Source organism: Anthropogastromicrobium aceti (genome assembly GCF_020687335.1).
GTDB lineage: Bacteria > Bacillota > Clostridia > Lachnospirales > Lachnospiraceae > Anthropogastromicrobium > Anthropogastromicrobium aceti.
Genome location: NZ_JAJEQN010000002.1, coordinates 149,815 through 175,849 on the forward strand (window position 1 = coordinate 149,815; position 26,035 = coordinate 175,849).

At 39.6% G+C, this 26,035-nt stretch carries 28 protein-coding genes and 1 riboswitch; of the genes, 4 read left to right on the plus strand and 24 right to left on the minus strand.

The features are described 5' to 3' along the window. Positions 1–38: 38 nt before the first annotated feature. The 4 genes from LKD48_RS01340 to LKD48_RS01355 form a co-directional block, all read right to left on the minus strand. Positions 39–1,673 carry a type 2 periplasmic-binding domain-containing protein gene (locus LKD48_RS01340; protein ID WP_308730936.1) on the minus strand — a complete coding sequence of 545 codons (1,635 nt, stop codon included), beginning with the start codon at positions 1,671–1,673 and terminating at the stop codon, positions 39–41. 167 nt (positions 1,674–1,840) lie between these two features. After that, complete coding sequence (locus LKD48_RS01345) at positions 1,841–2,647, minus strand: carbohydrate ABC transporter permease (RefSeq protein WP_308730937.1); 807 nt, start codon at positions 2,645–2,647, stop codon at positions 1,841–1,843. 191 nt (positions 2,648–2,838) lie between these two features. Continuing rightward, on the minus strand, positions 2,839–3,267 hold the full coding sequence (locus tag LKD48_RS01350) for a DUF6508 domain-containing protein (RefSeq protein ID WP_308730938.1): 429 nt from the start codon (positions 3,265–3,267) through the stop codon (positions 2,839–2,841). Between the two features lie 28 nt (positions 3,268–3,295). Further along, the gene (locus LKD48_RS01355) at positions 3,296–3,850 is read right to left on the minus strand and encodes a hypothetical protein (RefSeq protein WP_308730939.1); all 555 of its coding nucleotides are present in this window, start codon (positions 3,848–3,850) and stop codon (positions 3,296–3,298) included. Positions 3,851–4,034: 184 nt separating this feature from the next. Between LKD48_RS01355 and LKD48_RS01360 the strand changes: the two genes are divergently transcribed. Then, positions 4,035–4,214 carry a YlcI/YnfO family protein gene (locus tag LKD48_RS01360; protein WP_302412170.1) on the plus strand — a complete coding sequence of 60 codons (180 nt, stop codon included), beginning with the start codon at positions 4,035–4,037 and terminating at the stop codon, positions 4,212–4,214. A 47-nt stretch (positions 4,215–4,261) separates the two neighbouring features. Here LKD48_RS01360 and LKD48_RS01365 read toward each other — a convergent pair whose 3' ends face one another. The 15 genes from LKD48_RS01365 to LKD48_RS01435 form a co-directional block, all read right to left on the minus strand. Then, on the minus strand, positions 4,262–5,575 hold the full coding sequence (locus LKD48_RS01365) for a tyrosine-type recombinase/integrase (protein WP_308730940.1): 1,314 nt from the start codon (positions 5,573–5,575) through the stop codon (positions 4,262–4,264). Between the two features lie 2 nt (positions 5,576–5,577). Continuing rightward, the gene (locus LKD48_RS01370; protein WP_308730941.1) at positions 5,578–6,219 is read right to left on the minus strand and encodes a recombinase family protein; all 642 of its coding nucleotides are present in this window, start codon (positions 6,217–6,219) and stop codon (positions 5,578–5,580) included. Continuing rightward, positions 6,216–6,416, minus strand: a complete 201-nt coding sequence (locus tag LKD48_RS01375; protein ID WP_066866675.1) for a hypothetical protein — start codon at positions 6,414–6,416, stop codon at positions 6,216–6,218. Before LKD48_RS01375 ends, LKD48_RS01370 begins: the two co-directional genes overlap by 4 nt. 176 nt (positions 6,417–6,592) lie before the next feature. Beyond that, on the minus strand, positions 6,593–7,000 hold the full coding sequence (locus LKD48_RS01380) for an HNH endonuclease signature motif containing protein (protein ID WP_308730942.1): 408 nt from the start codon (positions 6,998–7,000) through the stop codon (positions 6,593–6,595). After that, the gene (locus LKD48_RS01385) at positions 6,978–7,256 is read right to left on the minus strand and encodes a hypothetical protein (protein WP_308730943.1); all 279 of its coding nucleotides are present in this window, start codon (positions 7,254–7,256) and stop codon (positions 6,978–6,980) included. The genes LKD48_RS01380 and LKD48_RS01385 overlap by 23 nt, the downstream gene beginning before the upstream one ends. Before the next feature lie 260 nt (positions 7,257–7,516). Then, complete coding sequence (locus LKD48_RS01390) at positions 7,517–8,200, minus strand: hypothetical protein (RefSeq protein ID WP_308730944.1); 684 nt, start codon at positions 8,198–8,200, stop codon at positions 7,517–7,519. Further along, positions 8,193–8,330 carry a hypothetical protein gene (locus LKD48_RS01395; RefSeq protein WP_165873082.1) on the minus strand — a complete coding sequence of 46 codons (138 nt, stop codon included), beginning with the start codon at positions 8,328–8,330 and terminating at the stop codon, positions 8,193–8,195. Before LKD48_RS01395 ends, LKD48_RS01390 begins: the two co-directional genes overlap by 8 nt. Then, positions 8,330–8,686 (minus strand): DUF5681 domain-containing protein, encoded by a 357-nt coding sequence (locus LKD48_RS01400; RefSeq protein WP_308730945.1) that lies wholly within the window; start codon positions 8,684–8,686, stop codon positions 8,330–8,332. The genes LKD48_RS01395 and LKD48_RS01400 overlap by 1 nt, the downstream gene beginning before the upstream one ends. A gap of 443 nt (positions 8,687–9,129) precedes the next feature. Beyond that, positions 9,130–10,131, minus strand: a complete 1,002-nt coding sequence (locus LKD48_RS01405; protein WP_308730946.1) for a hypothetical protein — start codon at positions 10,129–10,131, stop codon at positions 9,130–9,132. Between the two features lie 2 nt (positions 10,132–10,133). Then, entirely contained in the window at positions 10,134–10,259 is a 126-nt protein-coding gene (locus LKD48_RS01410; protein ID WP_268878588.1) for a hypothetical protein, read from the minus strand. Positions 10,260–10,282: 23 nt separating this feature from the next. Next, positions 10,283–10,579 (minus strand): PC4/YdbC family ssDNA-binding protein, encoded by a 297-nt coding sequence (locus LKD48_RS01415; RefSeq protein ID WP_308730947.1) that lies wholly within the window; start codon positions 10,577–10,579, stop codon positions 10,283–10,285. A gap of 645 nt (positions 10,580–11,224) precedes the next feature. Next, on the minus strand, positions 11,225–12,181 hold the full coding sequence (locus LKD48_RS01420; RefSeq protein WP_331466769.1) for an ABC transporter permease: 957 nt from the start codon (positions 12,179–12,181) through the stop codon (positions 11,225–11,227). A 281-nt stretch (positions 12,182–12,462) separates the two neighbouring features. Next, complete coding sequence (locus tag LKD48_RS01425; protein WP_308730948.1) at positions 12,463–14,442, minus strand: alginate lyase family protein; 1,980 nt, start codon at positions 14,440–14,442, stop codon at positions 12,463–12,465. Between the two features lie 207 nt (positions 14,443–14,649). Continuing rightward, positions 14,650–16,113, minus strand: coding sequence for an alanine/glycine:cation symporter family protein (locus LKD48_RS01430; protein WP_308730949.1), 1,464 nt, complete (start codon positions 16,111–16,113; stop codon positions 14,650–14,652). Positions 16,114–16,187: 74 nt separating this feature from the next. Further along, positions 16,188–16,283: riboswitch (glycine riboswitch) on the minus strand. Between the two features lie 219 nt (positions 16,284–16,502). Continuing rightward, positions 16,503–17,495 (minus strand): aldo/keto reductase, encoded by a 993-nt coding sequence (locus LKD48_RS01435; protein WP_118612750.1) that lies wholly within the window; start codon positions 17,493–17,495, stop codon positions 16,503–16,505. A gap of 112 nt (positions 17,496–17,607) precedes the next feature. Between LKD48_RS01435 and LKD48_RS01440 the strand changes: the two genes are divergently transcribed. Then, positions 17,608–18,111 (plus strand): MerR family transcriptional regulator, encoded by a 504-nt coding sequence (locus tag LKD48_RS01440; protein WP_308730950.1) that lies wholly within the window; start codon positions 17,608–17,610, stop codon positions 18,109–18,111. 19 nt (positions 18,112–18,130) lie between these two features. Here LKD48_RS01440 and LKD48_RS01445 read toward each other — a convergent pair whose 3' ends face one another. The 5 genes from LKD48_RS01445 to LKD48_RS01465 all read right to left on the minus strand — a co-directional run bounded on the left by LKD48_RS01445 (position 18,131) and on the right by LKD48_RS01465 (position 24,056). After that, a complete protein-coding gene (locus LKD48_RS01445; RefSeq protein WP_308730951.1) occupies positions 18,131–19,087 on the minus strand; it encodes a DUF3878 family protein in 957 nt (318 codons plus the stop codon). Continuing rightward, the gene (locus LKD48_RS01450) at positions 19,087–19,524 is read right to left on the minus strand and encodes an HIT family protein (protein ID WP_227101869.1); all 438 of its coding nucleotides are present in this window, start codon (positions 19,522–19,524) and stop codon (positions 19,087–19,089) included. The genes LKD48_RS01445 and LKD48_RS01450 overlap by 1 nt, the downstream gene beginning before the upstream one ends. 76 nt (positions 19,525–19,600) lie before the next feature. After that, positions 19,601–21,781, minus strand: coding sequence for a glycoside hydrolase family 36 protein (locus LKD48_RS01455; protein ID WP_308730952.1), 2,181 nt, complete (start codon positions 21,779–21,781; stop codon positions 19,601–19,603). Between the two features lie 336 nt (positions 21,782–22,117). Further along, the gene (locus LKD48_RS01460; RefSeq protein WP_308730953.1) at positions 22,118–23,164 is read right to left on the minus strand and encodes a transglutaminase domain-containing protein; all 1,047 of its coding nucleotides are present in this window, start codon (positions 23,162–23,164) and stop codon (positions 22,118–22,120) included. A 16-nt stretch (positions 23,165–23,180) separates the two neighbouring features. Continuing rightward, positions 23,181–24,056 (minus strand): aminoglycoside 6-adenylyltransferase, encoded by an 876-nt coding sequence (locus LKD48_RS01465; protein ID WP_308730954.1) that lies wholly within the window; start codon positions 24,054–24,056, stop codon positions 23,181–23,183. A gap of 181 nt (positions 24,057–24,237) precedes the next feature. Here LKD48_RS01465 and LKD48_RS01470 point away from each other — a divergent pair, with 181 nt between their 5' ends. Then, positions 24,238–24,924 carry a response regulator transcription factor gene (locus LKD48_RS01470; RefSeq protein WP_308730955.1) on the plus strand — a complete coding sequence of 229 codons (687 nt, stop codon included), beginning with the start codon at positions 24,238–24,240 and terminating at the stop codon, positions 24,922–24,924. A 214-nt stretch (positions 24,925–25,138) separates the two neighbouring features. Next, positions 25,139–25,948, plus strand: a complete 810-nt coding sequence (locus LKD48_RS01475) for a sensor histidine kinase (RefSeq protein ID WP_308730956.1) — start codon at positions 25,139–25,141, stop codon at positions 25,946–25,948. Positions 25,949–26,035: the final 87 nt, after the last annotated feature.

The following is a 26,035-nucleotide window of genomic DNA, read 5'->3' on the forward strand; positions in this document are numbered from 1 at the left end:
TTTTATTTTTTGTTTTTTCGGTTACTTACTTTGCAAGATTACTTCACGCTCTGATACCATTCATTTACTTCCTCGGTAATCTTGTCACCGCCCTGTGCATACCAGTCTTCTACAAACTTGTCAAATGCATCAATAGACTCGTTTCCATAGATAATATTGGTGTAAACCTGCTTCTCCATTGTCTGAAGCTGCTCCCAATACTTGGACATGCTTGCTGTTGGAGCTGCCTTAAACTTGCTTGGATTCTGATATTCCTTGTAATCATTTGCAATTGCATAGCCTTCTGCACAATTATAGGAAGACTCGAAGTGAGCTGCTGCACGAACCTCTGCACCTGTCTCTGGCTCTTTTCCATCCTTAACTGCTGCATATGCTTCCATTGCACTAAATCCAGGCGAATTCTTAAATACAGTTGACTTTCCAGGCATGAATGCATCTGCTACCGGCGGATCAAACAGATTGGAATCAAACACAACCTTGTCACCCTGAATCTGGTAATCATATCCTTCAATGTATCCATATTTAAATCCATTGGTTCCAAATGCTGGATTGTATGCCCAGTCATAGTATTCAAAGAATGCTTCCATGTTATCAAAATCCTTCTTAAACATTAACCATCCATCATTAAGCTCAGCATCCTGATATGTCATTTCTCCATTTTCCTGAAGAATATTCGGATATGCCTTTACAACCGCTTCTGGTGCAACGCTTGTTACATCTCTTACAGAATCAATACACCATGGACGACCAATAAAAATACCTGCCTTGCCTTCTGTAAACTGAGTCATTGCATCCCATGCACCTGTTGCTGCTGCTTCCTGGAAGGTCCAGCCGTTTGCATGCCACTTTGCCATACGCTCAAGTGCCTTCTTGTTGCCCTCGTCAAGAGAACCATATACAAGCTTTCCGTCCTCGTCTTCCTGCCACTGTCCTGGAAGCATATCTCCAGAAAATACAGAGAATATGGTTACTGGATCTGCACACCATCCATTGTTGTAAATAGTATCTCCCTCATATGTGAAACCATATGTATCCTTCTGACCATTTCCATCCGGGTCATCCTCAGTAAATGCGCGAATTACTTCCTCAAATTCATCAATTGTTGTCGGAGCTTTCAGACCTAATTTGTCCAGCCAGTCCTGACGGATGATCATAACCTCGCCCTCAGTCAGATGTGGTGAAACTGCCATACCATAAATTTTTCCGTCGTTTGTTACGGTGCTATAAGTATTTGGATACTGGTCATAGATTTCCTTTAAACGCTCTGGCATATAGTTTTCGATGTCCTCTGTGATATCCTTTACCATACCAGACTCGATCATATCAGCTGCCAGCTGTGCGGAGTAAACTGGGAATACATCTGGCAGATCATCAGAACTAGTAAGTGCCAGACGAAGCTTTGTCTCGTAGTTGGATGCGTCACCGCCAAGAAGAGTTGTCTCCATATTGATTCCAAGGCTCTCTCTTGTCAACTCAGTCATTGGATTCTTGTTTATATCTTCTCCATCGCCGTAGCGTCCAGTGTTCTCGTCTAACTGCTTACCGATTGTGATGGTGATTTCTGGATCATACTTTCCATCTGCATTCTTCGTTGCATCTGCTGCGAATGCGCTCATGTTTCCCATTGCCATTGCGGATACCAGTACCAATGAACCAATTGCCTTCTTCTTCATAGTTTTTGTTCTCCTTCTTTTTTAATTTTAATGTTTGTTAAATATTCGTTTTATAACAACCTCTTGGCGAGGCTTATTATTTAGTTAACTTTCTGATTTTCACTATTGATTTCATTTTGTGAAAGCAGATCTCTTTGTTTCCCTTTTGGCTTTTTATTCCTGACTCTTTATTCTTTGACAGCTCCCATTACAACACCCTTTACGAAGTACTTCTGTAAGAATGGGTAAACAAGAAGAATCGGAAGTGCACCGATAAATACCTGCGCTGCCTTAATAGTTCTCTCAGACATCATCGCTGCGGAGGTCGGATCCATGGACAAATCCTGCTGATTTCCCTGTACAACAATGACTTGAAGAAAGGATGCGAGTGGATAGTTCTTTGTATCTGACATATAAAGAATACCGGTGAACCACTCGTTCCAGTTTCCTACCATAATAAATAGTCCTACAGTTGCGAGTCCTGCCTTTGACAACGGCAGATAAATCTTACGAAATACAGTAAAAAAGCTTGCACCGTCAATTCTTGCTGCTTCTTCGAGCGCCTTTGGAATGGTGCGGAAGAAATTCATGATCAAAATCATGTTGTAGCAGCTGAATGCACCTGGAAGAATATATACCCAAAAACTGTTTTTGAGTCCTAATGAAGAGTTAATTAAATAGGATGGAATCAAACCACCGCCAAACAGCATTGTGAATACAAAAAACCACATAATTGCTGTTCTTCCTTTAAAATCTCTTGACAGCGCATATCCTGCCATTGTTATAACCATCATACTAAAGAAAGTTCCTACACCAGTACGTGCAAAGGAAATCATTAATGAACGTACAAAATTTTTATTCTGGAATGTCTTCTGATACGCCATTACGGTAAAGTCAATTGGCCAAAAAGTAACTCGTCCACTGTTGGCTGCTGCCTTTCCACTTAATGAAATAGCAAATAAATTTAAAAGTGGGAGGAAGCATAAAAGCGCCAATGTACATAGAAGAATCGTATTAAATACAACAAAGATTAACTAACGCTTTCCCTATCTCTCCATAGTTCTCCCTAAGTGCTACCCGTATTACATTTTTGAAACTTTTGCTTTCCCTAACTCGCCTATGTTTCCCTAACACGCCGTAAGTTTAGTATCACAATAGTATAAAGAAAGAGCCTTGGCTGTTTGATTCAGTCAAGACTCTTTTTTTCATCTATTTCTTTAAGACGATTAAGCCATTTTGTAATTGTGCCTGTTTCAAAAAAGTGTAGTAACGCACCCTCCGAAAACCTATCTGCTCGAATTGCACCCATAAGCAAGGCGGTAATACATTTTCCGTCCAAAGCAGAAGTATCAACTTCTCTCATAGAAGCATTATCCCATTCGATTCCGTTTTCAAACAGAATATCATTGTAGCGGTATAGGCCGTATTCTTGGTGTTCATCAGCGAAAATGTAAACATCATCTATAAAGTGTCTCGCCATTCTGGAATAAGTTACATAGGGCATTTGTATAGGGCTATCAACCGTTCCTTTGCTTTCGTTATCAACTATCCACTTTCCAAAATTATCAGCTTCAAGAATAGGCAAATATGCGGTTAACTTTGTGTAGGTATTCATTTTTCACCACCTCTTTAATGAAATACCACTAAATGAATGAATGCGTAATTTCGTCAATACGATTTTCTATGAGATAGCGGCTCATATCTCGAATTTCTGGCCAGCCTCTTGTCTGAAAGATTGCTTTACTTGAATCAAAACCAAAACCGAACATTCTATCATCTTTTGTTGGGTCTTTTTTCTGCTTTACTTCTGACATAAACAAAGACATTTCCTTATTTGTAAAAGCAAGCATAATCGTATCCCATTTCGTGCTTTTAGCACCTGCATTTTGCACATCATCAGAGTGCTTTGCATATATCCCAACCAGTATATACCAGTTAGCGTTTTGCTGAACAGGGAACTTATTAAACCACAAATAGAATGGATAGCCAGAATCTTCTTTGTCATTGTAATATGTTCTGGACATTTTAACTTGAATCGTATTTGTCTTATTGCAATTATTGTCGTAACGGTACAATAACAGGTCTATACCTTTTTCTTGTGCCGAAGCAGGAATAAAGACAGATGTTCCTTTTATTTTCTTTGATAGATAATCTGCAACTGCAAACTCTCCATACTGCATTGTAAAAATTGGTTGCATTTTGTTCACCTTAACACTCTTGAATTTGCCAACTAAACCCAATTTGTCAGCAATATTATTTTAGCAGAGTGTAACACAAATTGCAATCTAAAAGTACATTGAATATTCAACTCATAATTGTGTCATAGTTTTGCGTGCCTTGTCAATACTATAATGTAATTAAAACCGATGGAGGAATTGCATTATGGAGAAATTCATCATAACACCTAAAGAAGATAAAACCGTCACTATGACGATTCGCATAGATAGAGCCTTGCAAGAAGAATACAACGACTTAGCAGCCAAAACGAATCGTTCTCGTAATGAGCTTATCAGCATGGCACTGAAATATGCTCTGGACCACATGGAATTGAAAGATGAATAGTAATTAAAAGAGAGCCTTTGGATTTTGTCCTCTGGCTCTCAATTATTTTATGCGTTCATTCGCAGGAAGTCATTTACCTTGTTAGCGACTACCTCTTGCTGTTCCTCAAAACTGTGTGCGTAAATGTTCATTGTAGTCGAACAGGTGGAATGTCCTAAAGTCTTTGAGATTTCAATGATGTTGACTTCCAGATAGTTCAGCAGGGTAGCACATGAATGTCTTAACCCATGAAGCGGTATCATTGGCAACTCCTCAAATCCACCAGCCTTTGCTTTATCGGGATTATTTTGCACCCAATCATTGTAGCGGTTTAAGTGCTTAATGAAATACTGATAGGGTGTAGTATGCCCCATAAGTTTACCGTCAGACTGAATAAAGAGGTTTCCGCCATTTTCTCTATCCCCTTGCCATGCTGTACCATGTTTCCAGAGAGATTGCACATACTCGCTATGATATTGCTTTAAGAGGGGAATCACATCATCTGGAATAGATACCTTACGCACAGACTTTTTCGTTTTAGGGTCCTTGTAGTCAAATCCATGCTCGGTCATGCCTACGGACTTTGAGATTGATATGGTCTTGTTCTTATAGTCAATATCGTTCCAATGCAAAGCAAGGGTTTCACCTTTTCTAAATCCACAAAACAGAGATAACATGAAGAACACCTTAAATTGTGTCGGTACTGTATAGGATTCTGTGTATTCCCTGACATAGTAGGGTTTTCCTGTATCGTCAATGCGTTGGTGGCCTTTATACACCACATCATAGGTCAGATCCAACGACTTCATAAACATGATTGCTTGCTTAGGTGTGAAGAACTTTAAGCCTGTTTCCTCGTCCTTGTTTTTCGGCTTCTTGGCATCTTCGCAAGGATTGCTTTCTATCATCTGATAACGCCTTGCTGTCTTAAAGATTAGATTCAGTACATTTGCAAATCTCTTGATTGTTCCATAGGAATACTCTGATACCAAAGTTTTATAAAATGCTTCTATGTGCGGTGTTTTGATATTGGCTACCTTATACCCCTTAAAATAGGGAAGAATCCTGCTTTCCAATACCTGTTTATATCCTGCGTATGTTCCATAAGCTAAGTCATCTTTGACACTTTCAAGCCATTTGTATGCAAAATCTTCAAATGACATCTTTTCTGCGTTGAAGTCATAGCCATATTTCAGTTTATCTTCCATATCCATGGCATACTTCTTCGCTTCTCGTTCTTGTTGTTTGGGTGTTGCTGACTGATTGACTGAATATGTAAGATTCTTAACCAGTTTGTTTCCCTTTTTATCGTATCCTTGACAGATAACTATGCGATAAACAACTCTACCGCTTTTGTACTCAACTCTTTTAACAGATGCCATTCTTAACACCCTTTCTCAATTTGATTTTTGTAACGATAGAAGGTAGGCTTTGTCATACCTAATTCTTTCATCAGTTCAAATGGTTTCTTTTCCCCTTGCTGTACTAAGCGATAGTGGGTAGCAAATTCTTCAAGGTCCATAACTCTTGGCCTGCCATAATCGTCCCATTCTCCACGAGCCTTTTTCTGTTCAATGCCTTCTCGCTGTCTTTTCTCTCTTTTCTCAATTTCAACCTGTGCCATGCTTGCATACAACTCAATCATCATATTATTGATAGTCTCTAACATCATACGAGCCATTGAGTTTTCCATAGCTGATAGGTCAATCAATGTTGTGGGCAATTCTAACACCATAACACGAATACCGTTATCCTTAAAGAATCGTAATTCCTTTAGTGTGGCTTCCTTATTTCGCCCTAATCGGTCAAGCTCTGTGACGATCAGCACATCACCACTTTCAAGGATTTCCTCTTTCAACATAATATATCGTGGCCTGTCAAAGTCTTTACCTGTTCTCTGGTCTGTATAAACTTTGCTTTTATACAACTGGATATTATGTGTTTTGCAATACTTGGTAAGTTCTGCAATTCCTCTGTCTAAGTGCTGGTCCTTTGTGCTTGTCCTGTGATAAGCTACATATTTCATTCTGACACCCCCTTATCGTATAAATCGCAGTTTCCACCATCAATAACGGTAGAGGGCTTTTCTTCGTACATCTCACATTTAGAAACATTGCATGGCATATTCGTATCGTCATATTTGTATAGGCAATCCGTACACACCAAATCAGCGTTTCTGATAAGTTCAAACTTTAGCTTGTCATTCTTAAACTTATCGTTCATCTGAACACCTCATTTCTTTGCCGAACAACTGTTCGTTTCTGATTTGATAATATCAGGCAGGTATCAAAAAGTACACCTCTTTTTTGAGAATAATCAAAAGTTTTATCTTGTACTTTTTGAACCCTATTTTTAAGCCTTTAGAGATAGTATCAAATTTTATAAATTCTGATACCACATCAACAAGCTGCCATTGCTCGCTGTTTTGCTCTGTATCTTTTCATTGATTGACTGATTCGTGCATTACGAGTGCCATAGCTTGAATTTTCTTTATTTGTCATAAGTTCCAGATTGTCAATACAATTATTTGCTTTGTTCTCGTCCTTATGATTGATTTGCATACCCTCTGGAATTGCACCTTTATGTGCCATGTAAACTAACCTGTGAACTCTCATGTGCTTTTTGATTCCCTCATCATTGCACACATCAACCTGCTTATATCCTCTATGGGTAAAGCCTTGCGGTAAGAGTCTGTCACTCTTAAGGCTGTAAACCTGCCCGTCAGTAGAAATAAGGTACTTTGAAAATCCCTCGGCTTGCTCCCATTCAATGGGTGTATTGCTTTTATGCTGTGTTGTCTCCGTCATTGCCCTCAACCTCCGTTTCGCCGGTATTGAGAAACTCAATGAATTTATCCACATTCACAAGAAACTTATTACCGGACTTAATATGCACGATTTTGTTCTGTTTGCACATCTGCCAAAGTGCTTTATATGAAATACCAGATTCATCTGCAAGAGTCTGTAAAGGCACCATACGAGGAATGCGTACATCTGATACAATAAAGTTAAACTCCTGCTCTGGTAAATTGTTCGTATTGTTTGTGATATTTTTCTTTGCCATTTTGTATTCTCCCTTTCGATTAGGGACACGAATACAAATTCATCTGAACTATTGTATTGTTGTCCATTTTATAGTTATTTGCTCCGTCTTGGACAACTGGACTATTCTTAGTGACCGATTTATATTATTCTCAATTTTATGTTTATCCCCAGAGGTTCTCAGATGGCTTCTGGGGGACTTTTGATTTTAGCCATATAAATCCATTACCTAATGACTTCTGATTCAATCTGGATTATCCTGTGTTATTCTGGGATTATCCTTTATGCTGTCTGTTCGTTAGGATTCCATGCGGAAGGCTTCTTAAACGCATTGACCTGTTTTTGAATGTTTCTAAGGTGGAATCCCTGCATATACACAGAAGCAAGCCCCTGTTCAGCCTCTTTCAGCTCGGATTCCTTCAATCTGTCAAATGCCTGTTCCGTAGCAGACTTGCTACCCTCAAATGCTCGTTCTCTTACTTTGGCCGATACCATATCAGCATAAGCAGGATATTTAAGCAGTTCCAGAACAGCCTTACTACCGATAACACCAGAATTGATAGAATCATTCAGAATCTTGGTAATGCGGTTTGCATGATTGCTGTTCATTACCTTAGGCATCTGAGACATAAGCTGAAGTGCTTTATTCTGTACAGCCTGCGTATCGTCCTTTTCGTTTGCATAGTCATAACTACGATTGCGGATTTCCTCAACCCTGTTATTCATACGGTCATACACAAAAGCATTTTCAGCAACCATATCCTGCAATTTGCTCTGGAGTTTGCCATAGATTTCATTTACCATATTCTTATCTACACGCTTATACACAGAAATAAAATCTCTGACACTTGCAACCAGAATACGCACATCATCAATGGTCTTTGTTTTTCTGAACTGTTCAAGCAGTTTATTGTAGTTCTCAACGATAGTCAGCCCGTTGTTTGCAATAGTATTGACTTTAGCCATTTTCTTCTTCCTCCCATTCGATATTTTCGTTTTCGTCTGACACAATCACAAATCCTTGTTCCTTGTAGAATGTATCATACGCACCTTGCGTTACCTCTGTGGTAACTGTTCCGTTTGTAATCTTAACCATTATTCATCTACCTCGTTTTCATCTGGGGCATTGTTCCATTCTTCTTCCCAGTCATCTTCGTTCCAGTCCTCGTTTTCTTTACCGTATGGAACAATCCTAATCACAGTAGGAGCAGTATCTTCTGTACCGTCTAAAAGAAAAGCAGTATTTGCACCATAAGCTTTGTCAATGATGTACTTACAAGCATTGAATCGGTCCTTGTTGTATCTGTCACTGGCAATCTGGATTATGCTTTGCAGAGCTTCAACGGTAGAAGATTTAAGCAACCTTTGAAATTGCTCCTTTTGTGATTTCTGCTCTGCGGTCAGCTTAGGTCTGCCCTTTGGATTACCGCTTTGTCCTTTAGCATAAGGCATAGAAAAATCACTCCTTCCTACATATCATAGATGTTCACGCTCCTTGTTGTAGGATTCCAGTTCTCTATGAATTTCTGTTTTACTTTATTTTGTGTGAGATGAGATAAAATCTCTTGTTTTTCCTGTATCTCTGCTTTGAGAGATTCAATCAGCATATTGTAAGCCTGTGTTCCCGTTTTGGGTTTATGCTTCAATGTAATGTCTGCTGATATGCGTTCTACCTGCATTAGTGAACACCCCCTTATTGTTAATGTACTGTTATCTGTTTGTGTATCTGTCCTCTTTATGGTACAGAAATGTAAAGACCTGTTTTTGCTTATATGGCCTGTGTAGTACCTTATACACCACCAAAACCATATAAATATGATGATTTTTTGACCTTTGCAGAGTGGCAACATTCTATCCATTTTTATTCATGTAGTGAATAATTTGGGGTATATTATTTAGCCACAGGAGATTTTAAAGCCTTTTATCGTCATTATACAATCGACAGGCAAATCATATTGTTCTGCATACCTTTTGGCATCTCTGGCCGCATTATTCGTTTTGCCCCTTATTTTCATATATCGGGATAATGCTTTCTTTAATACCTCAATATCAGGTATCAGTTCTCGCTCTTTGGCAATCGTCTTTATTGGATTTTCTGTTTCAGTCAAAGACTCAACCAATTTCTCGGTGCAAGCATTTAGATATGGCTTAATCATCTTATCCACAAGTTCCTCACAGAAAATTCGCTTATATTCTCGTAATATTTCAAGTAGATTTTTCTGTGTAAGAACATCAGACAATGTTTTCTTTGAACCAAACAATTTCGTAAGCGTTCTATCTATAAGCACAATTTCCACTCTCAATAAGCCTTGCGGAACATCATCAACAGGAAGATTGAATTTTCTCCGTTTATCTATAATGTCTTGAGTTTTATCATATATTTTTGCATACCAATAATGTTTTCGTGGAATTCTTGTGGAATGGTCCTCGTCTTTCAAATAGCATTTTTTACTTGGTCCAATAAAAACACTAATATCTCCACTTGCGTGTGGAAGTGCTGCATGATGAAATAAACTCTGCACATCAGATTGTGTCGCATTTCCACTAACAGGTTGTGTTATATTGACTTCAATCTTCGTCACTTGAGTATTCATATTATTACCGAAAATCTGCTTTAGCTGTGCCTCGCAGTCATTTCTGATAATCTCAATACAAATACTTTCGGTAAGGGAATAGGGGTGTATGTTGTTATCACGAACAAATCTTGGTAAGTTTAACTTTATGGTAGCCTTACCTTTGCTTGCTTCAACACTCCCATATTGTCTACCTTGTGCATTGATAAGGGGCATTTCTTGCAAGTCTTTCATATTTCTACCTGTAAGCGCCATCTCAAACTCGCAAGTATCAAGCCCGATTTTAACCTTGTTTCTATTAACTCTTGTTTTTCGTTCTTTCATTTTCACACCTCACTCATTGCTTTCTTTATGTCTTTAATCAGTGAAGCGGTTTCTTTGATGATTTCCTCAATTAAAGCAATGTAGCTTTCAGCATAATAATTTCTTTCTTCAATCTTTGCTCCGTTCATAATTTATACCTCACATTCTTTGCTCACATATATTCATCAATGCAATTCACATCAATGCTGTTCAAGATTTCCCTTAACTTGATAAACTCTTCCTTAGAGAAAGTGATACCACGCAAAGGATATTGCAATCCGTCTCTGTCAGATACTCGCCATGCTCTAATATCAAACACAGGCTTCTTGTCGTTCCACTTTACAATCGACACTTCCTTTGAGAATCCACGAAAGCCCACCATGATAGTGTCAATATGTTCCTTTACTTCATACTCGGTAACCTTACCAGTATTACACGCAAATTCATGCTTATTTGTTTTGTTATCCATTTTCCTTGTTCCTTTCCTTTTGATTTTATGCAACAAAAAAGAGAAGCCAGTTAAACCTCGTCTAAAGGTAACTTTGCTTCTCTAAGCATTCAAAATATTAAATTAACTGGTCTTTTCCGACCTGTATATATTATACCACATTATTTTCTGAAAGTACATAGGCAAAATAAACTTTTTTCCTTATTTTTCCGACTATTTTCTTGAGGTCCTTTTTATATATAATCCTCAGATTAACCAGATTGACCCCAGATTGATTTTAATGGATTAACCTATATTTTTATATATCCTATTCCTAAAAATCAATTCTGGATTATCTGGGAACTTCTGATGATACCCCTTAAATAAACAGTAATACAATAGTATAAAGTTGTTATGCCTATCCACAAAATACAAAGAGAATTAAGGGCAAATAAACCGAAACTCATTTGTTCAGCTTTGCATTGTGCAGTATGAGAGATAATTGTCATAAAAGCCTTTAACTGCAATACTTTGTTGACCTTTTCTGCCTTGCCAAAAGTGAAACTCAATGCTATGCTTTTTCTATATTGCTTGTGATGTCAGTATTACGCTTGCTGAACAAACAAGCACAATCCTTCAAATATTTTTCTGCTTAAAGATGCCTTGCGCATGATTGTTCCTCCTTTCTCAGAATATTCTGTATCCTGCAAATTTATATGCCAGCTTATAAGCAACGGCTGTTAAAAACAAGCTTACACCAGATTTAAATAATCCAACTGCTGTACCAAAACTATACTGACCATTAACTAGCGACTGGCGATACACATATGTATCAATAATATCACCTGTACTATATGTAAGCGGTGAATACAGGTTAAAAATCTGATCAAATCCAGCATTTAATACATTTCCAAGACTAAGTGTCGCCATAACGATTACCATTGGAAGAATACATGGAATAGTCACATAAAGTGTCTGTTTCCAACGGCCTGCTCCATCAATCTGTGCTGCTTCATATAAGCTCTGATCAATATTGGAAATGGCAGCCAGATAAACAATCATTCCAAAACCAAAGCCTTTCCATAAATCAGAGATTACAACAATTTGACGAAACATTCCAGCATTTCCCAAAAAGAAAATTGGATTCATACCAAATGCCTTGCTCAAAAACATGTTTACAATACCATCCATGCCAAGAATATCACGAAGCATTCCAGCTACTGTTACCCATGAAAGAAAATGAGGCAAGTAAACAAGTGTCTGGATGCCTTTTTTGAGCCCCATATTCTGTACTTCATTTAACAAAAGTGCAATAATTATCGGGAAAATTAATCCAAGTACCATTTTTGATACTGCAATAATAAATGTGTTTATGATTGCCTGATATGATTCTTTAAATTCAAAGATCTGCTTAAAATTATCCAAGCCTACGAACTCAGAACCTGTGATACCAAGCCACGGCTTATAATTTTGGAATGCCATAATCAAGCCGCCCATTGGTGCATAGCAAAAGATCAATGCCAAAATAATCGCTGGAAGAAGCATTATATACATTGGCCAACTATGCTGTACCTCTTTTTTCACTCTTTGAGCAAGTGGCTGCTTATTTCTTTGCAAGCTTTTGTCTGTATTGTTCCTGCTCATTTAATTCTCCTTTCTTTGTTTCCGTGTTTTGTTACAATTAGTATAGCAAAATACCATATTATTTTATGCACCTTTATTTTTGCTTTACGTACCCATTTTTTACCTATTTTAGATTTTTTTAATAAAAAAGAGGAACCCGGGGTGGATTCCTCTCATTTTGCTGGTGTTTTGGTACTCTGTTTTTACTTTATAGGTGTTTTTGTGTACAGATTCATAGTGAGTGCAACCCGGTAGGTTTACGAAGGGGGCTTCGCTGCACCCACCGTTTACGTTACAAATATTTAGCCGCGCAATGTGTTTTCGTTAAGTGCCCATTCACTGCCATCATCAAAAATAAGTGTAATATCCATATTGGCTGCGTCTGAGGATGCTTTTACGCCAACAAGATGTTTACACTGCGTACCTGCCTTATGTGGTGCGAGCACTGTTACAATGCGAACTGCATTTGCATTTACTTTTGTATCGATACATGACACTGCACGATACATACCCTGCTTTGTTCCTGTTGCAATGAAGCCCTGCCACTCTGGTGTTTCCTGGCCTACGATAATTGAAGTCTCTCCATTTGACCATGCAATGTCAGCGTCTGCAAATCTGATATAATCATCTGTCTGCTTTTCCACTTCACTGTCAATATGCCATAAAATATCCCAATTGTGAGTCTTACTGCTACTCTTTATATCCGACAGACGATCAACTGTGATTAACAGTGGCTGATTTTTGTCACGATAAAAGTAACTTGCTCTTTCGTGAACAGGTGCCTTATCCTGATCTTCACCATAACCTTCGTCGTAGGCACTCTTTGCATAGTCCCACTTTTTGGAGAAGTTCCACTCTAAATTGGACTTCTTTTTAATATCTTCTTCCTTCCATGCATAAGTTTTTCTACGGTTCTGATCCTGTCCATCTACACGTACAGTATTGTGAGATCTTGTTGATAGAACATAGCTTCTCATCTCAGACTCATCATAGGCATAATTTCCACCCTCTGTCAGCAAAAACTTTCCATTTGTATAAAGAAGAACAGACAGCTTATCCTCATGCTGATGCGCTCTTCCAAATGGTGCTGCATCCATTAATGCCCAGGTATCATCCTGTTCCCAACCGGTACGAAGTGCTGCAAAACCTGACCATGGCATAGCTGCTGATGTATATTCTGGCTCTCCTGTCTCATCACCTTCAGTAATCCATTTTGCTCTCTTATCATTTGGAATGATTCTCTTTCTTATCTCATAAGAACCCTTTACATCACGTCTGCATCCATCGTTTAGATCTGGTGTTTTGCCATCTGGCATCATCAATTTGATATCAAGCTCACATGCTCTTGACAACTTTTCAAGAAGTGTATCTGGAATTGTTTTTCCAAATTTATAAGCAACTTCAATAAAACGCTGATAGTTGTTGATAACGACATCATGGTAATTTGTCGTCAGCTCATACTGGAAACCATCCGGGTAAATCTGACGATCAAGCTCCTCTTCGAGACTTTCAAGTGCCTGCTGCAGCCATTTTGCTGACTTTTTAAACTGCGGATATAAAATACCAATCTGACCAAGACCATTCATCTCCATGATCAGCCAGTTTCCAGTCATATGGTTTTTGCTAAGACGCTCACCATGCTCATATACTGACTTATACCAGTCGATCAAAATATCATCAGTAAATGCTGGTGTCTTATAAAATGTAAATAAAATATACGGCCAGTTTGCACCCATACGAATACCACACTCAATAGTTCGCCAGCACTTTGTTTTATATCCAACACAGTCTGCATCCGGGCACACTGCCTGTTTCATCCATGAATCCATTAACTCGGCTGCTGCATATGCTAGCTTTTCATTCTTTGTCTTATTATATTCATGCGCCAAAAGCTTGATATCATTGTGACGGCTTAACTGCCATGTCCATTCTTTATATCCATTGTATGTAGGATTTGCTTCCCAATCAACTGTATTTTCTTTTCCATACTCACAAGGAACACCAACAGACACAAGCGTATGATTGCAGATTCGCTCTGCTGCCTTTGCATCACTTTCACCCGGAAGCTTATAAATATTCTCCGGAATCTCATATGGAATCTCAAAGAAACGATCTGCATCTAATGTTTTGCGAATATAAGATGCCATTTCCTTTTTTGCAAGACTATAATTTTTGTCGGCAACAGCCTCCTTCACAGCTTCCATTCCCGGATAATCAAGATTCAAACATTCACCAAAGAATTGTTCGTCACTTAAAAGTGGTCCTAATTTCTTTTCATCCATTCCTTTTTCCCTCTTTCTAAAATTCATTAACACATAATTTCGCGCACTTTGTGTTATGTACAGCATACCCGAAATCAGGATATTTTGCAATCAGAAACGGTAGTAGAATACAAACTATTTCTGATATAAAAAATAATCCCATTCACAAAACTGCCTCTGCGCGGCTTTCTTTTGCGAATGGGATTCTGAATAATTACTTCAATTTCTTCAATTTTCCGATGCTTTATTTCTATTTACACTAGATTTTTTCTTTGCCATTTTTTGATCTGCATAGACCTCAAAGAAACGTTTTGTCTCTTTTACGACAACACCGCTTAATGCAAAAAGTGCAATCATATTCGGAAGTGCCATAAGACCATTGAAAATATCTGCAATCGTCCATACAGCTGCTACTGTCATGTATGGTCCAATAAATACAGCCAAGATGTACAGCCAGCGATAAATTTTAATCTTCTTTTCATCTTTTCCTGTCAGATATTCAAGGCAGCGCTCGCCATAATAATCCCATCCAAGAATCGTTGTAAACGCAAAGAATACAAGACAGATCATCAAAACTGCTGCGCAGAACTGATTGGAAAATGGAAGGCCATTCTGGAATGCATAAGTTGTTACCTGAACACCCTCAAGTCCTTCTACCTGCCATGCGCCTGTGATGACTACTGACAGTCCAGTAAGTGTACAGATCACAATCGTATCAATAAAGGTTCCTGTCATGCTAACAAGTCCCTGACGGACTGGTTCCTTTGTCTGTGCTGCAGCTGCCGCAATCGGTGCACTTCCAAGACCTGCCTCGTTTGAGAAAATTCCTCTTGCAACACCATTTTGCATTGCAACGAGCATACTTCCAACAACACCGCCTGTCACGGCCTTTGGATTAAATGCGGCCTGAACGATCGTAACAATTGCCTGCGGTACTTCCTTAATGTTAAACAAAACAAGTGCCAACGCAAAAATAAAATAAATAATCGCCATAAATGGAACAACAACCTGACTGACGCTTGCGATTCGCTTTACACCACCGATAATAACAGCAGCAACACAAAATGTCAGAACGAGTGATGCAATGACAACAACCCATGAATATGTACCAAGACCTGGAATTGTTACAGCGAAAGATTTGTCTGGATCAAAAAATCCTACAACTGCACTAGAGATACCATTGACCTGACTGAATGTTCCGATACCAAAAAGTCCAACACATGCACCAAAGAACGCGAAAATCTTAGCAAGCCACTTCCAGTTTTTTCCCATTCCTTTTTCAATATAATAAAATGGTCCTCCAAGACTATGACCACTCTCATCAACGACACGATATTTTACAGCCAGTAAGCCCTCGGAATATTTTGTTGCCATTCCAAGAAAAGCTGCCACAATCATCCAAAAAAGAGCACCTGGACCTCCGGCACATACAGCCGTTGCTACACCTACAATATTTCCAGTTCCAATAGTTGCACTTAGTGCAGTACAAAGTGCAGCGAAACTACTGATTTCGCCTTCACCTTCTTCCTCATTTTGAACCATCCATTTTAAAGCAAGCCCTAGTTTTCGCACCTGCAAAAGTCCAAGACGGACAGTCAGTAAAAGTCCACCTGACAAAATCAGTACCATTAGCGGCACACCCCAGACAAAATCATCAATTTGCTTCAGAACACTTTGAATTGCACTCCACATGTTTCCTTCTCCCATCTTTTTCTTTTGGCAGTTTTTCTGGAAACACGGGCTAAAAAAGAATACACGTACTTATTCTCTTTTTCTCTGTCCTTTTGCCTGAGAGATTCCTGCGCTGACGCACAATTGCACCTTCGGCCTCCGATTTTACGGATGTCTCCAGAGATACGATCCATCTGCAGTTTCTCCCTTAAAAGGTACCTGAGAGTGTTACTCCTTCGGTGGGCCGCAGCCTCTTTCCAGCAGACTTCTTCTCGTTATCACTACTGTGCTTTACTATACCGCAGTGAAGTATATTCTGTCAAGTATAAAATTTAAAAACAAAAACCATCAGGACATGTTGATATCAATATCAAGTCTTGATGGTTTTCGCTGTCATTTATGATCTATTTTTATTTGCTGCAGATCTCGTCGATCTTTGCTCTCTCTTCTTCTGTAAATACAGGAGCATTCAGCATTCCGATGTTGTCTAAAATCTGAGCTGGCTTTGATGCACCAATAAGAACGCTTGTGATATCGCCATCGCGAAGAATCCATGCAAGTGCCATCTGTGCAAGGCTTTCACCACGTTTCTTTGCAATCTCATTTAATGCATTGATCTTTGCCAATGTCTCCTCGGTGATTGCGTTCTCTTTTAAGAATCTTCCATCAGTACGAATACGGCTGTCCTGCGGAATACCATGCAGATAACGATCAGTCAGAAGACCCTGTGCCAATGGGCAGAAGGTAATAATTCCGATTCCATTCTTTGATGCATAATCCTTTAAACCATCAGTTTCAATAGTACGATCAAACATAGAGTACTTGCGCTGATTGATAATAAATGGAGTACCCATCTCTTTAAAGAGCTTTGCAATCTCAATAGTCTGCTCTTTATTATAATTGGAAATTCCAACATAAAGAGCTTTTCCGCTTCTTACAATGCCATCAAGGGCTCTTGCTGTCTCTTCAAGTGGAGTCTCTGGATCTGGTCTGTGATGATAATAAATGTCCACATAGTCAAGTCCCATTCTCTTTAAGCTCTGATCAAGACTGGCAACTAAATATTTCTTGCTGCCCCAGTTTCCGTAAGGGCCCTCCCACATATCATAACCAGCCTTTGTTGAAATAACTAACTCGTCACGGTATGCACCAAGGCTCTTCTTTAAAATACGTCCGAAATTTTCCTCTGCTGCTCCTGGAACTGGGCCATAATTATTTGCCAGATCAAAATGTGTGATACCATTATCAAATGCAGTCTCACACATAGCCATCATGGTGTCAAAATTTCCGTTTGTACCAAAATTGTGCCATAAGCCAAGTGACACTGCCGGAAGCTTTAAACCACTTGCTCCGCAGCGATTATACTTCATGTTTTCATATCTTGTTTTTTCTGCAATATACATAATTCTTCTCCCTTTCTGCATTGATTCTTTTTGAATCTTCTGATACACTTACTTTATCACTTAAAGTTAACTTGAAGTCAAGTGTTTTTATAAATTATTCAGGAGGCATTTTATGACGCATTCATCAAACTCAAATGATATAATAAATGAGGCAAAAAAGACTGACCTGCCAACTTATACAATCCGACAGATTTCAAATCTATACAAGCTGCCTGCTTCTACGCTTCGTTACTACGAAGATCTTGGTCTTCTGACAGATGTTGTCCACACCGCTTCTGGTGCTCGCATTTACAATCAGTCGCATATTGACCGTTTGGGCGGAATTATGTGTTTTAAGCGAACTGGCCTTTCAATTGCTAAAATCCGCCAGTTTTACCTCTATGAAGAGCATATGGAAGAGCATGCACACGACATCAGCCAGATGATGATTGACCATGAGCAAGATATTTTAAATCAAATTGAGGAACTTCAAAATGATCTTGTTCATATCCGTGAAAAAGTGCGCTATTATGCCGCTGTGGAAGATGCCATCAAAAAAAATGAGCCAATTCCTGAATGGCATCAATTTTTTGCCAACGAGAGGAATAAGAATGAAAACAATGGCTACAAAAACTAATAAGTCTTTGCTATTAACACTATTTGATTTCCTCTACTGTCACTCGCTTTTTGTGCCATCCATTTTGCCAAATCAGTAAATAAACATGAAAATCAAGGTCATCCTGCGCCATGGTAAACGGTTCCTCACGAAACACCTCTGCGCGGATGCCTTTTTTCTTAAATTCAAGTCTCTTTGCCTCTGCCTTTTTAAGCAGCTGATTCAGATTTTTATCTGCTTCCTTAGAAAAAGTTCGCCGCGGATATTTTTTATTTTCTTCCTTTAAACATTCAGAAATCAGCTGAGTGATTTTTTCATGTTTTTTCTTTTTTAAAAGCTTCGCAATTTGCTTTGCGATCACTGGCTTTGGAAAGCCTTCATATAGCCTAAGCAGCTGAATCAATTCGCGATCTTTGGCCTTCACAGCGAAAGCTTCCATCAGCTTTATCGCCTCTGGTGCAACTTCTTTTAGATCTTCTGATCCCACACGATACTGCTTTGGCACTGCCGGATAGCTACATGCATTCAGCGGTGGAAAATCAACAAGACTTGCAAGCTGCCTTTCTTTTTCAGTACAGTACTCCTCACCAAGATAATGAGATTTATCACGCAGAATTGCAATCTGGTATTCTAATACACGAAGATCCTCATCGCCTTTCATCCAGAAATGACCGATTCCACTATATTCATAGAGATGAACTTCTAGTTCAAGCCTTTTAAAAAAGAGCGTGACGACACATTCTCCCTGCCATACGGATAATACATATCCATCACCGTCTTTCTGCAAGGATGCGTCCAATTCACCCTCATAATCACTTTGATAGCTTCCAGTCATTTTAACCTGATGAAAGACAAGAAAACTTTCCACTGCATCATTCATCAGATATACAAGACGAAGCTTATCCATTAATTTTGCTGTTTCAAAAGCTTCTGGCAGGATCAGTTCAAACTGACCCTGTGCCAGAAGCTCCTGCAGCATTTCAAATGCATCCATCATTAATTATTAACTCCGCCTACAAGCTTTTCCTGATAACGCTTTACCATCTCATCATACTCTTCATCAGTCAGCTTCTTCTCGCCCGGGTTCATAGCAAATACGCCGCCCCACTCGTACTGATCCTTATATTTGGGAACAAGATGGAAATGCAGATGATGACCTGTATCACCATATGCACCATAATTTACCTTGTCTGGATGGAACAGCTCATGCATTGCCTGTGCCACCTTTGCAATATCTTCCATGTAAGCGGCGCGCTCCTCTGGTGTCAGTTCAACAATCTCGCTCACATGCTTTTTATGTGCCACGATAACTCTTCCCGGATGACTCTGCTCCTTGAACAGATACACCTTTGAAGTCTCTAACTCACAGATTTTAATTCCGAAAGCGGCAACTAGCTCACCCTCCATGCAATATGCGCAATTCTGATCTTTCATTATATTATTTCCTCCTATTGTTTACTACAGCTTATTATACACATCATTTTTTGCTTTTGCAAATCAATAGTTGAAATTATTTTAACAGCACACTAATCGCTTCCATCTCCTCGGATGGCGTGATGATTAGCTGTCTGCCCTCTACCTTTGCGGTAATAGCGGTTGGTGCATAAACTTCTGCGATCGTGTTTGGGCAGCCCTCTGGCAGATCAATCACAAGCTTTTCTGGAACTTCGCCATGGAAAATATGCGCTGTAACAAATGCACTTTCATGCTTTCCTTCATAGAGCTTTCCTTCCTCACTCTGCACGCGGATCACTGCCTGCCAGCCAGTCAAATGACGATCACTGCTTCCCTTGTGACTTTCAATATAGCTATAGCCGTCACGGATAGCCGGTGCCGCCTTTTTATAAAATGCCATTCCATCTTCGATTGCCTTCCACTGCTTTGCACTCAGCTCTGTCACATCACCAGAGAAGCACATACGTCCCAAAAACGTGTTTGCAACTGTGTAGCCAATGCGTTTAACGGAATCTGTCTTTCTGATAACTGCCCAGATCTGGCTCTGTCTCGGCAAAATGCTTCTGTGAAGAGATGCCGCAATAACTGGAATTTCCTCGCACTCATGCGCATCGGAAAAAGATGCCATGCTGCACTCACTCATCATCAATGGCTCTAATTTATGACCACCGGATGCACAGTTTTCCAGAATAATTCCCGGAATCTCTTCCTTTACTTTACGCACAAAGTTAACAGATGCCTCACGGTCACGGCGAAGACCCTCTCCGAGTGATTCTGCACCATCACAGCCAATGCCAATCGTATCGTTATAGTCCATCTTCATATACTCAAAGTTGTATTTTTTGAGCTGTCCGATTACCTTGTCTGTTAAGTAGGCAATCGCGTCCGGGTTACACATATCAAAGAAACGGCGTTCCTTTGTCGTAAGCACTTTTCCGTCACGGTGAAGCATCAGATCCTCACGCTCAGAATAAACATGAGAATCGCGCCCAACATTATCAATTTCAAACCAGATACCTGGCTTCATGCCTGCCTTACGGATATCCTCACTTACTGCACCAAGACCTTCTGGGAACAAGCGATCTGAAGGAACATAGTCTCCCATGCTGCGGCTCCAGTGTACACCTTCCTCAACAAACCAACCACAGTCAACAACAAAATATTCAAGACCCTTTCCTTTAACAGCTTCAAGGATTCCCTTAATATTTTCATGGGATGGCAATCCCCATGTGGTACAATATTCATTAAACAGAATCGGAAGATGCTGCTCGCTCTCTGGTGCCTTATTTACATACTTCTGCGCATACTGAGTCAGTCGTTGGCATGCGTAATCTACTGTGCTTCCTGCGCGCTCATCACTACAGCAAACGGTAAGAATTGCCTCTGGTGTGGTGAAAGATTCGCCCGGTTTAATAGTCTTCATCCACTGGCCAAACTCACGGTCTGCAAGACCACCTGAAAATGCCATGCCGTCATCTCTGCGGTAAAACTCCATCTGCCAAGAACACTCAATCGCTAACTGCGCTGCCCATACAACACCAGCCTTTGTGTCTTCGACTGCTCCAAATGGGAAATATCCTTTGACTGGCATGGAACCGATCTGACCGTAACGCGCTGAATTTACCTGCCAGTATGCCCATGATGGCTCAAGCTGCAAATCCTCTGCGGACTCGGTAACAAGTCGCCCTTCCTGACTCCACTTGCTGCGGATGCGGTGAAGCTTTAGACACTCAGATGCATCGGCTTCCTCGAATGGAGAGATAAGTCCAATGGAGAAGCTTGTCAGCAATTCGAGGGTGGTTGGAGCATCGTCATTATTGATTATAGTGGTTGTGCTGCCCAGCGCATACTCGCCCTTTGTCCATGTCAGTATGTGAACAAAGTGATGACCTCTGCCATCCTCAAGCCAAGTCTCGATAATTTCTTTTGTACCTTCGGTTTTATGTACCTGCTTTTCAAAGCGGCATTCGTCTACTGTCCCGCTGTTTCGCATACTTGTACCCGGTCCGTATGCACCAGGATAAATGTCGTCTAGCAGCTTTACCTGTATTAAGCTGTCACCATGCAAACGCTTGCTGTCAAACAATGCATCAAATTTTTCATTTAATTCTTTTTCTTTTTGAGTTGGGATCAATAACAACTCAATCTGATTATCTTCCTTCTCCAACATGTAGTATGCTGCCATATCGCCAAGTGTAAAGTGGCTGTACACTGACGGTTTTATTCCGTTGCCCATTATTCTTTTCCTCCTAAGTTTTTGAAAGAATTTTTAATAGTATTTTCTAAGTTTTATTTCTTGTTTTGAGTATAGCAAGATAAGATCGTTTTGTCTATCTGAAACAATAAAAAAGCCCCGCTTATGCGGGGAATACTCACCAGAAAAGCATATACGTCCCAAAAACGTAGGATCATCCCCGCTTGCGCGGGGAATACATGAAAGCATTCTAATCAAAAGTTTGTTTTAATGTCTTTCTAATACCTAGTATAATACATCACCTCAAAAAGGCAAGTGAAATACTTCGACAAGATTCGACATCATTGTATGACAATTTATAAAAATTTACCCATCAGCTTATAGTAATTCTCCTTCATTTGCCTGCTCTATCTCAACGTTATCAACATCATCTGAGTTTTGCATTGGTACCGCTACTGCCTCATCCATATCCTCAAACTCAACGCAAAGTACTGCCTGCATCCAATTTAAACTCACTTTTGCCTGTTTGCCTTTTTCCTTTGCCGCCTCTTCGATACCGATTAAAAGCTCCTTTAAGATTTCTCTTGTCAAATAGCCTCCACGCCAATGAAATAAAAATGGCTTTTTCTTTTTGGCGGCCTGAGCTGCTCGCTTTTTAACTTCTTCCTGTTTTGTAAAAGAAAGTTTCTTTTCCAAATAGTAAAAATGGCTGCCATCAGTGCATGGAACATGGTCTGTCATGATTGGCTCATGATCACGGAAAATGGCATCATCACTTAAGTTAAAATAATCATGGCGCGTTAATGTCTTGCTCAACGATAAATCGAATGTCGCATCCAGATGATAGTAGGTCTTTCCGATTTTTACGATATTCCAAGCATGACGATATTTAATCTTCTTTTCCGGATTGGCCTCGGAAATTACAATTATACACCAGATTCCTAGGGCATCGCACAAAACTTTGACTGACTTCGCAATACCCTCGCAGACACCGACGCCGTGACCGAGTGGACCAATAATTTCATGCGAATAGGACTTTTTTAGTTTATCGTAGTGTATATTTTCACAGATAAAATCGTGAATATATAATTCTTTTTCGAGTTCTGTCTTTGTACTTACGGCTCTCGCAAGCTTTTCTACTCGCGCACTCATCGCCTTTTGCTGCTGGCGAATTGTCTTTTTGTCAAATAAATACTCCGGCAAAATTTCAAGATTATCGGACTGCGGCCACTTGCGCAACTTAAATGTCACTGCATAAAAAATCTCTGGGCAGTCGAGTCGTACCAGAAAGAAGATCATGCTAATTCGTGCAGGATCGGCATACGGCACGAGGAAATGATCCTCAAGTGCCGTTAATCCTGTTTTGATTGCATGATACACAGTCTGTTCCGACTTTTCTAAATGTTGATAGTAAAATGGTTCCATTACTGTTTATCCTTACTTATTTTTGTTTTGCCAACACCCACCTAAAATATTCCTTTGCGGCATCGGCTTCTGTTTGATTATATGTTGTTCCCAAATATTCGGCAACTGCCTTTGCTGTCTCCTCAAATAAATCAATCATCGTTTCTGTTGCTTGCTTTATTGCCTCATATTCACATGATGGTACTGTTGCAAGATAACGATTCCAAATTTCAGGTGTCAAGTAACGATTCATATATTTATCTGATTTTCCTACGCTGACAGACCAATCATTCTCTGCACCAATCTTCCAGCCAAGCATTACACTAAGGCACGGACGCACATAGTCATATAGCATATCCATCGCATAAGTCAGCTCACCGCGGGCAAGACTTTTTCCGATATTATTTAAGCACCAATAAAACTCATTGCATTCACAGCTATATTTATCTGCGGTTGGCTTTTTTACGTAATGATCAGCATCCGTCTCCTCTGGAATATCACAATATCGTCCATCCTTATCTAACAGCACACGGCACAACCTGTCAGCACGAATATCCTTATCAGCATAGTCAAATGAACTCACATGAATGTCAAGACGATTTCCATCTGTAAAGATAGCAAGCCAGCCGAATGTATCCTGCGGTGTATACTCTTTTTCTAACAGCAAATCCATGTATTCCGGCATTTGCATATAAAGAACAGTTCCAAAATGATTGATCCAATCATGATTTTCATAATAAGGCTTCGTATCAGTCACAACATATACCACATCATAATCCTGAAAACGATCCTTCGGTGCATTAGGATTTGTTCGCGAACCATTTAGATAAACGGCACGCACACGCTCATCATCTTTAGCAACCTGCAAAATCAAATTCATCATCTCTTCTTCGCTTCTCATTGCTGCTTCCATATTTTAATGCCTCTCTTTCTTTTAAACAATACAAATTTTGACAATATTTGTCGCTCTTTCACCTTTTACTCATGTTGTCATCATAGCAAATTTTTAAGGTTCTGGCAAGGTTCTTGCCAAAGCTTAAAGCGAATGATAGAATAAAAATTAAAATAAAACTAAGAAAGGACAAAATAATTCAATGGATAATCCAGTATACAAGCTATTAATTGTCGAGGATGATTTAGGCATCGCGCAGGCTATTCAAACCCAGGCATCCATGTGGAATTTTGATGTTCGCATTGTTGAAAATTTTCGTGATGTCACTGGTGAAGTTACTTCATTTTCTCCGCATATCATTTTGCTCGACATCACACTTCCATTTTTTAATGGCTACCACTGGTGCAGCGAGATTAGAAAATTTTCACGTGTGCCAATTATTTTTATCTCTTCTGCCGCAGACAACATGAATATCATTATGGCGATGAATCTCGGTGCCGATGATTTTATTGCAAAGCCATTTGATTTAAATGTTTTACTTGCAAAAATACAGGCACTTCTTCGCAGAAGCTATGATTTTGCACCGACCTCTAATGTGCTTGCACACCGCGGCGCACTGTTAGACTTAAATGATCACACGCTAAGTTTTAACGGCGAAGATATCCCATTAACTAAAAATGAATATCGCATTTTATCCTGTCTGATGGAACAAAAGGGCAAGGTTATCAGCCGTGAAAAGTTAATGGAACGGCTATGGGAGACAGATCAATTTGTGGATGAAAATACGCTTACAGTTAATATAAATCGTCTTCGAAAAAAGCTAGATAGTGCAGGGCTGATACATTTTATCACTACAAAATTTGGTGTCGGATACCTGATTGAAAGTTGAGGAATTTACGATGTCACTATTTTTTTCTTATTTAAAGCAGCAACTTAAATACATTCTGCTATTTTTGCTGTTTTCCATTACCTTTGCCATCACCTTTTTCTTTTATAACTTTCCATTGGAAGCGTTGACTTATCCAACACTTCTATGTGTCTGTTTTGGGCTTTTCTTTTTCATATGGGATTTTTCAAAGACAAAGGCATTACACACAAGGCTGATGGAACTTTCCAATCTAACGGAGCTTTCAATTGATATGATTCGTGCGCTTCCACAGTCAGACTCGATTGAAAACACAGATTATCAGCTCTTACTGTCTGGTCTTGCCGAGCAGATATCTGACCTTAAAACGGCACAGTCCACTCGCCTTACCGATATGATTGATTATTACACGGTGTGGGTTCATCAGATCAAGACACCAATCTCTTCCATGCGCCTGACGCTTCAAAACGAGGATTCTTTGCTAGCGCGCAAGCTTTCCTGTGACTTGTCGCACATTGAACAGTATGTAGAGATGGTGTTAGCATTTCTTCGTCTTGATTCGGATTCAAGTGATTATGTATTTAAGATGCACGAGCTTGATCCACTGCTTCGTCAATCAATTCGACGCTTTTCATCTGAATTTATTAACAGAAAGCTTAGCCTTTCATACACACCTCCAAGTGATGAAAGCGGAACCCTACAAATGATTACTGATGACAAATGGTTTTGCTTTGTCATTGAGCAGCTTCTTTCAAATGCACTCAAATACACACGTACAGGAACGATTTCTATTTTCTTTTCGCAGCCAAAGGTGCTGTGCATAAAAGATACTGGTATCGGCATTGCACCTCAGGATCTTCCACGCGTTTTTGAAAAAGGATATACGGGCTGCAATGGACGCACTGACAAAAAGGCAAGTGGTCTGGGACTCTACTTATGCAAACGAATTTGTAAAAATCTTGGTATCGACATTTCAATCACCTCTGAGGTAGACAATGGAACCTGCGTATATCTTTCTCTTGATCAGTATCAACTAAGAGCAGAATAAAGCAAAAATTGTAACTATTCAGAACCCCATTCGCAAAATCGCATCTTCGATGCTTCTATTTTGCTCATGTGGTTACCTCGCCATATA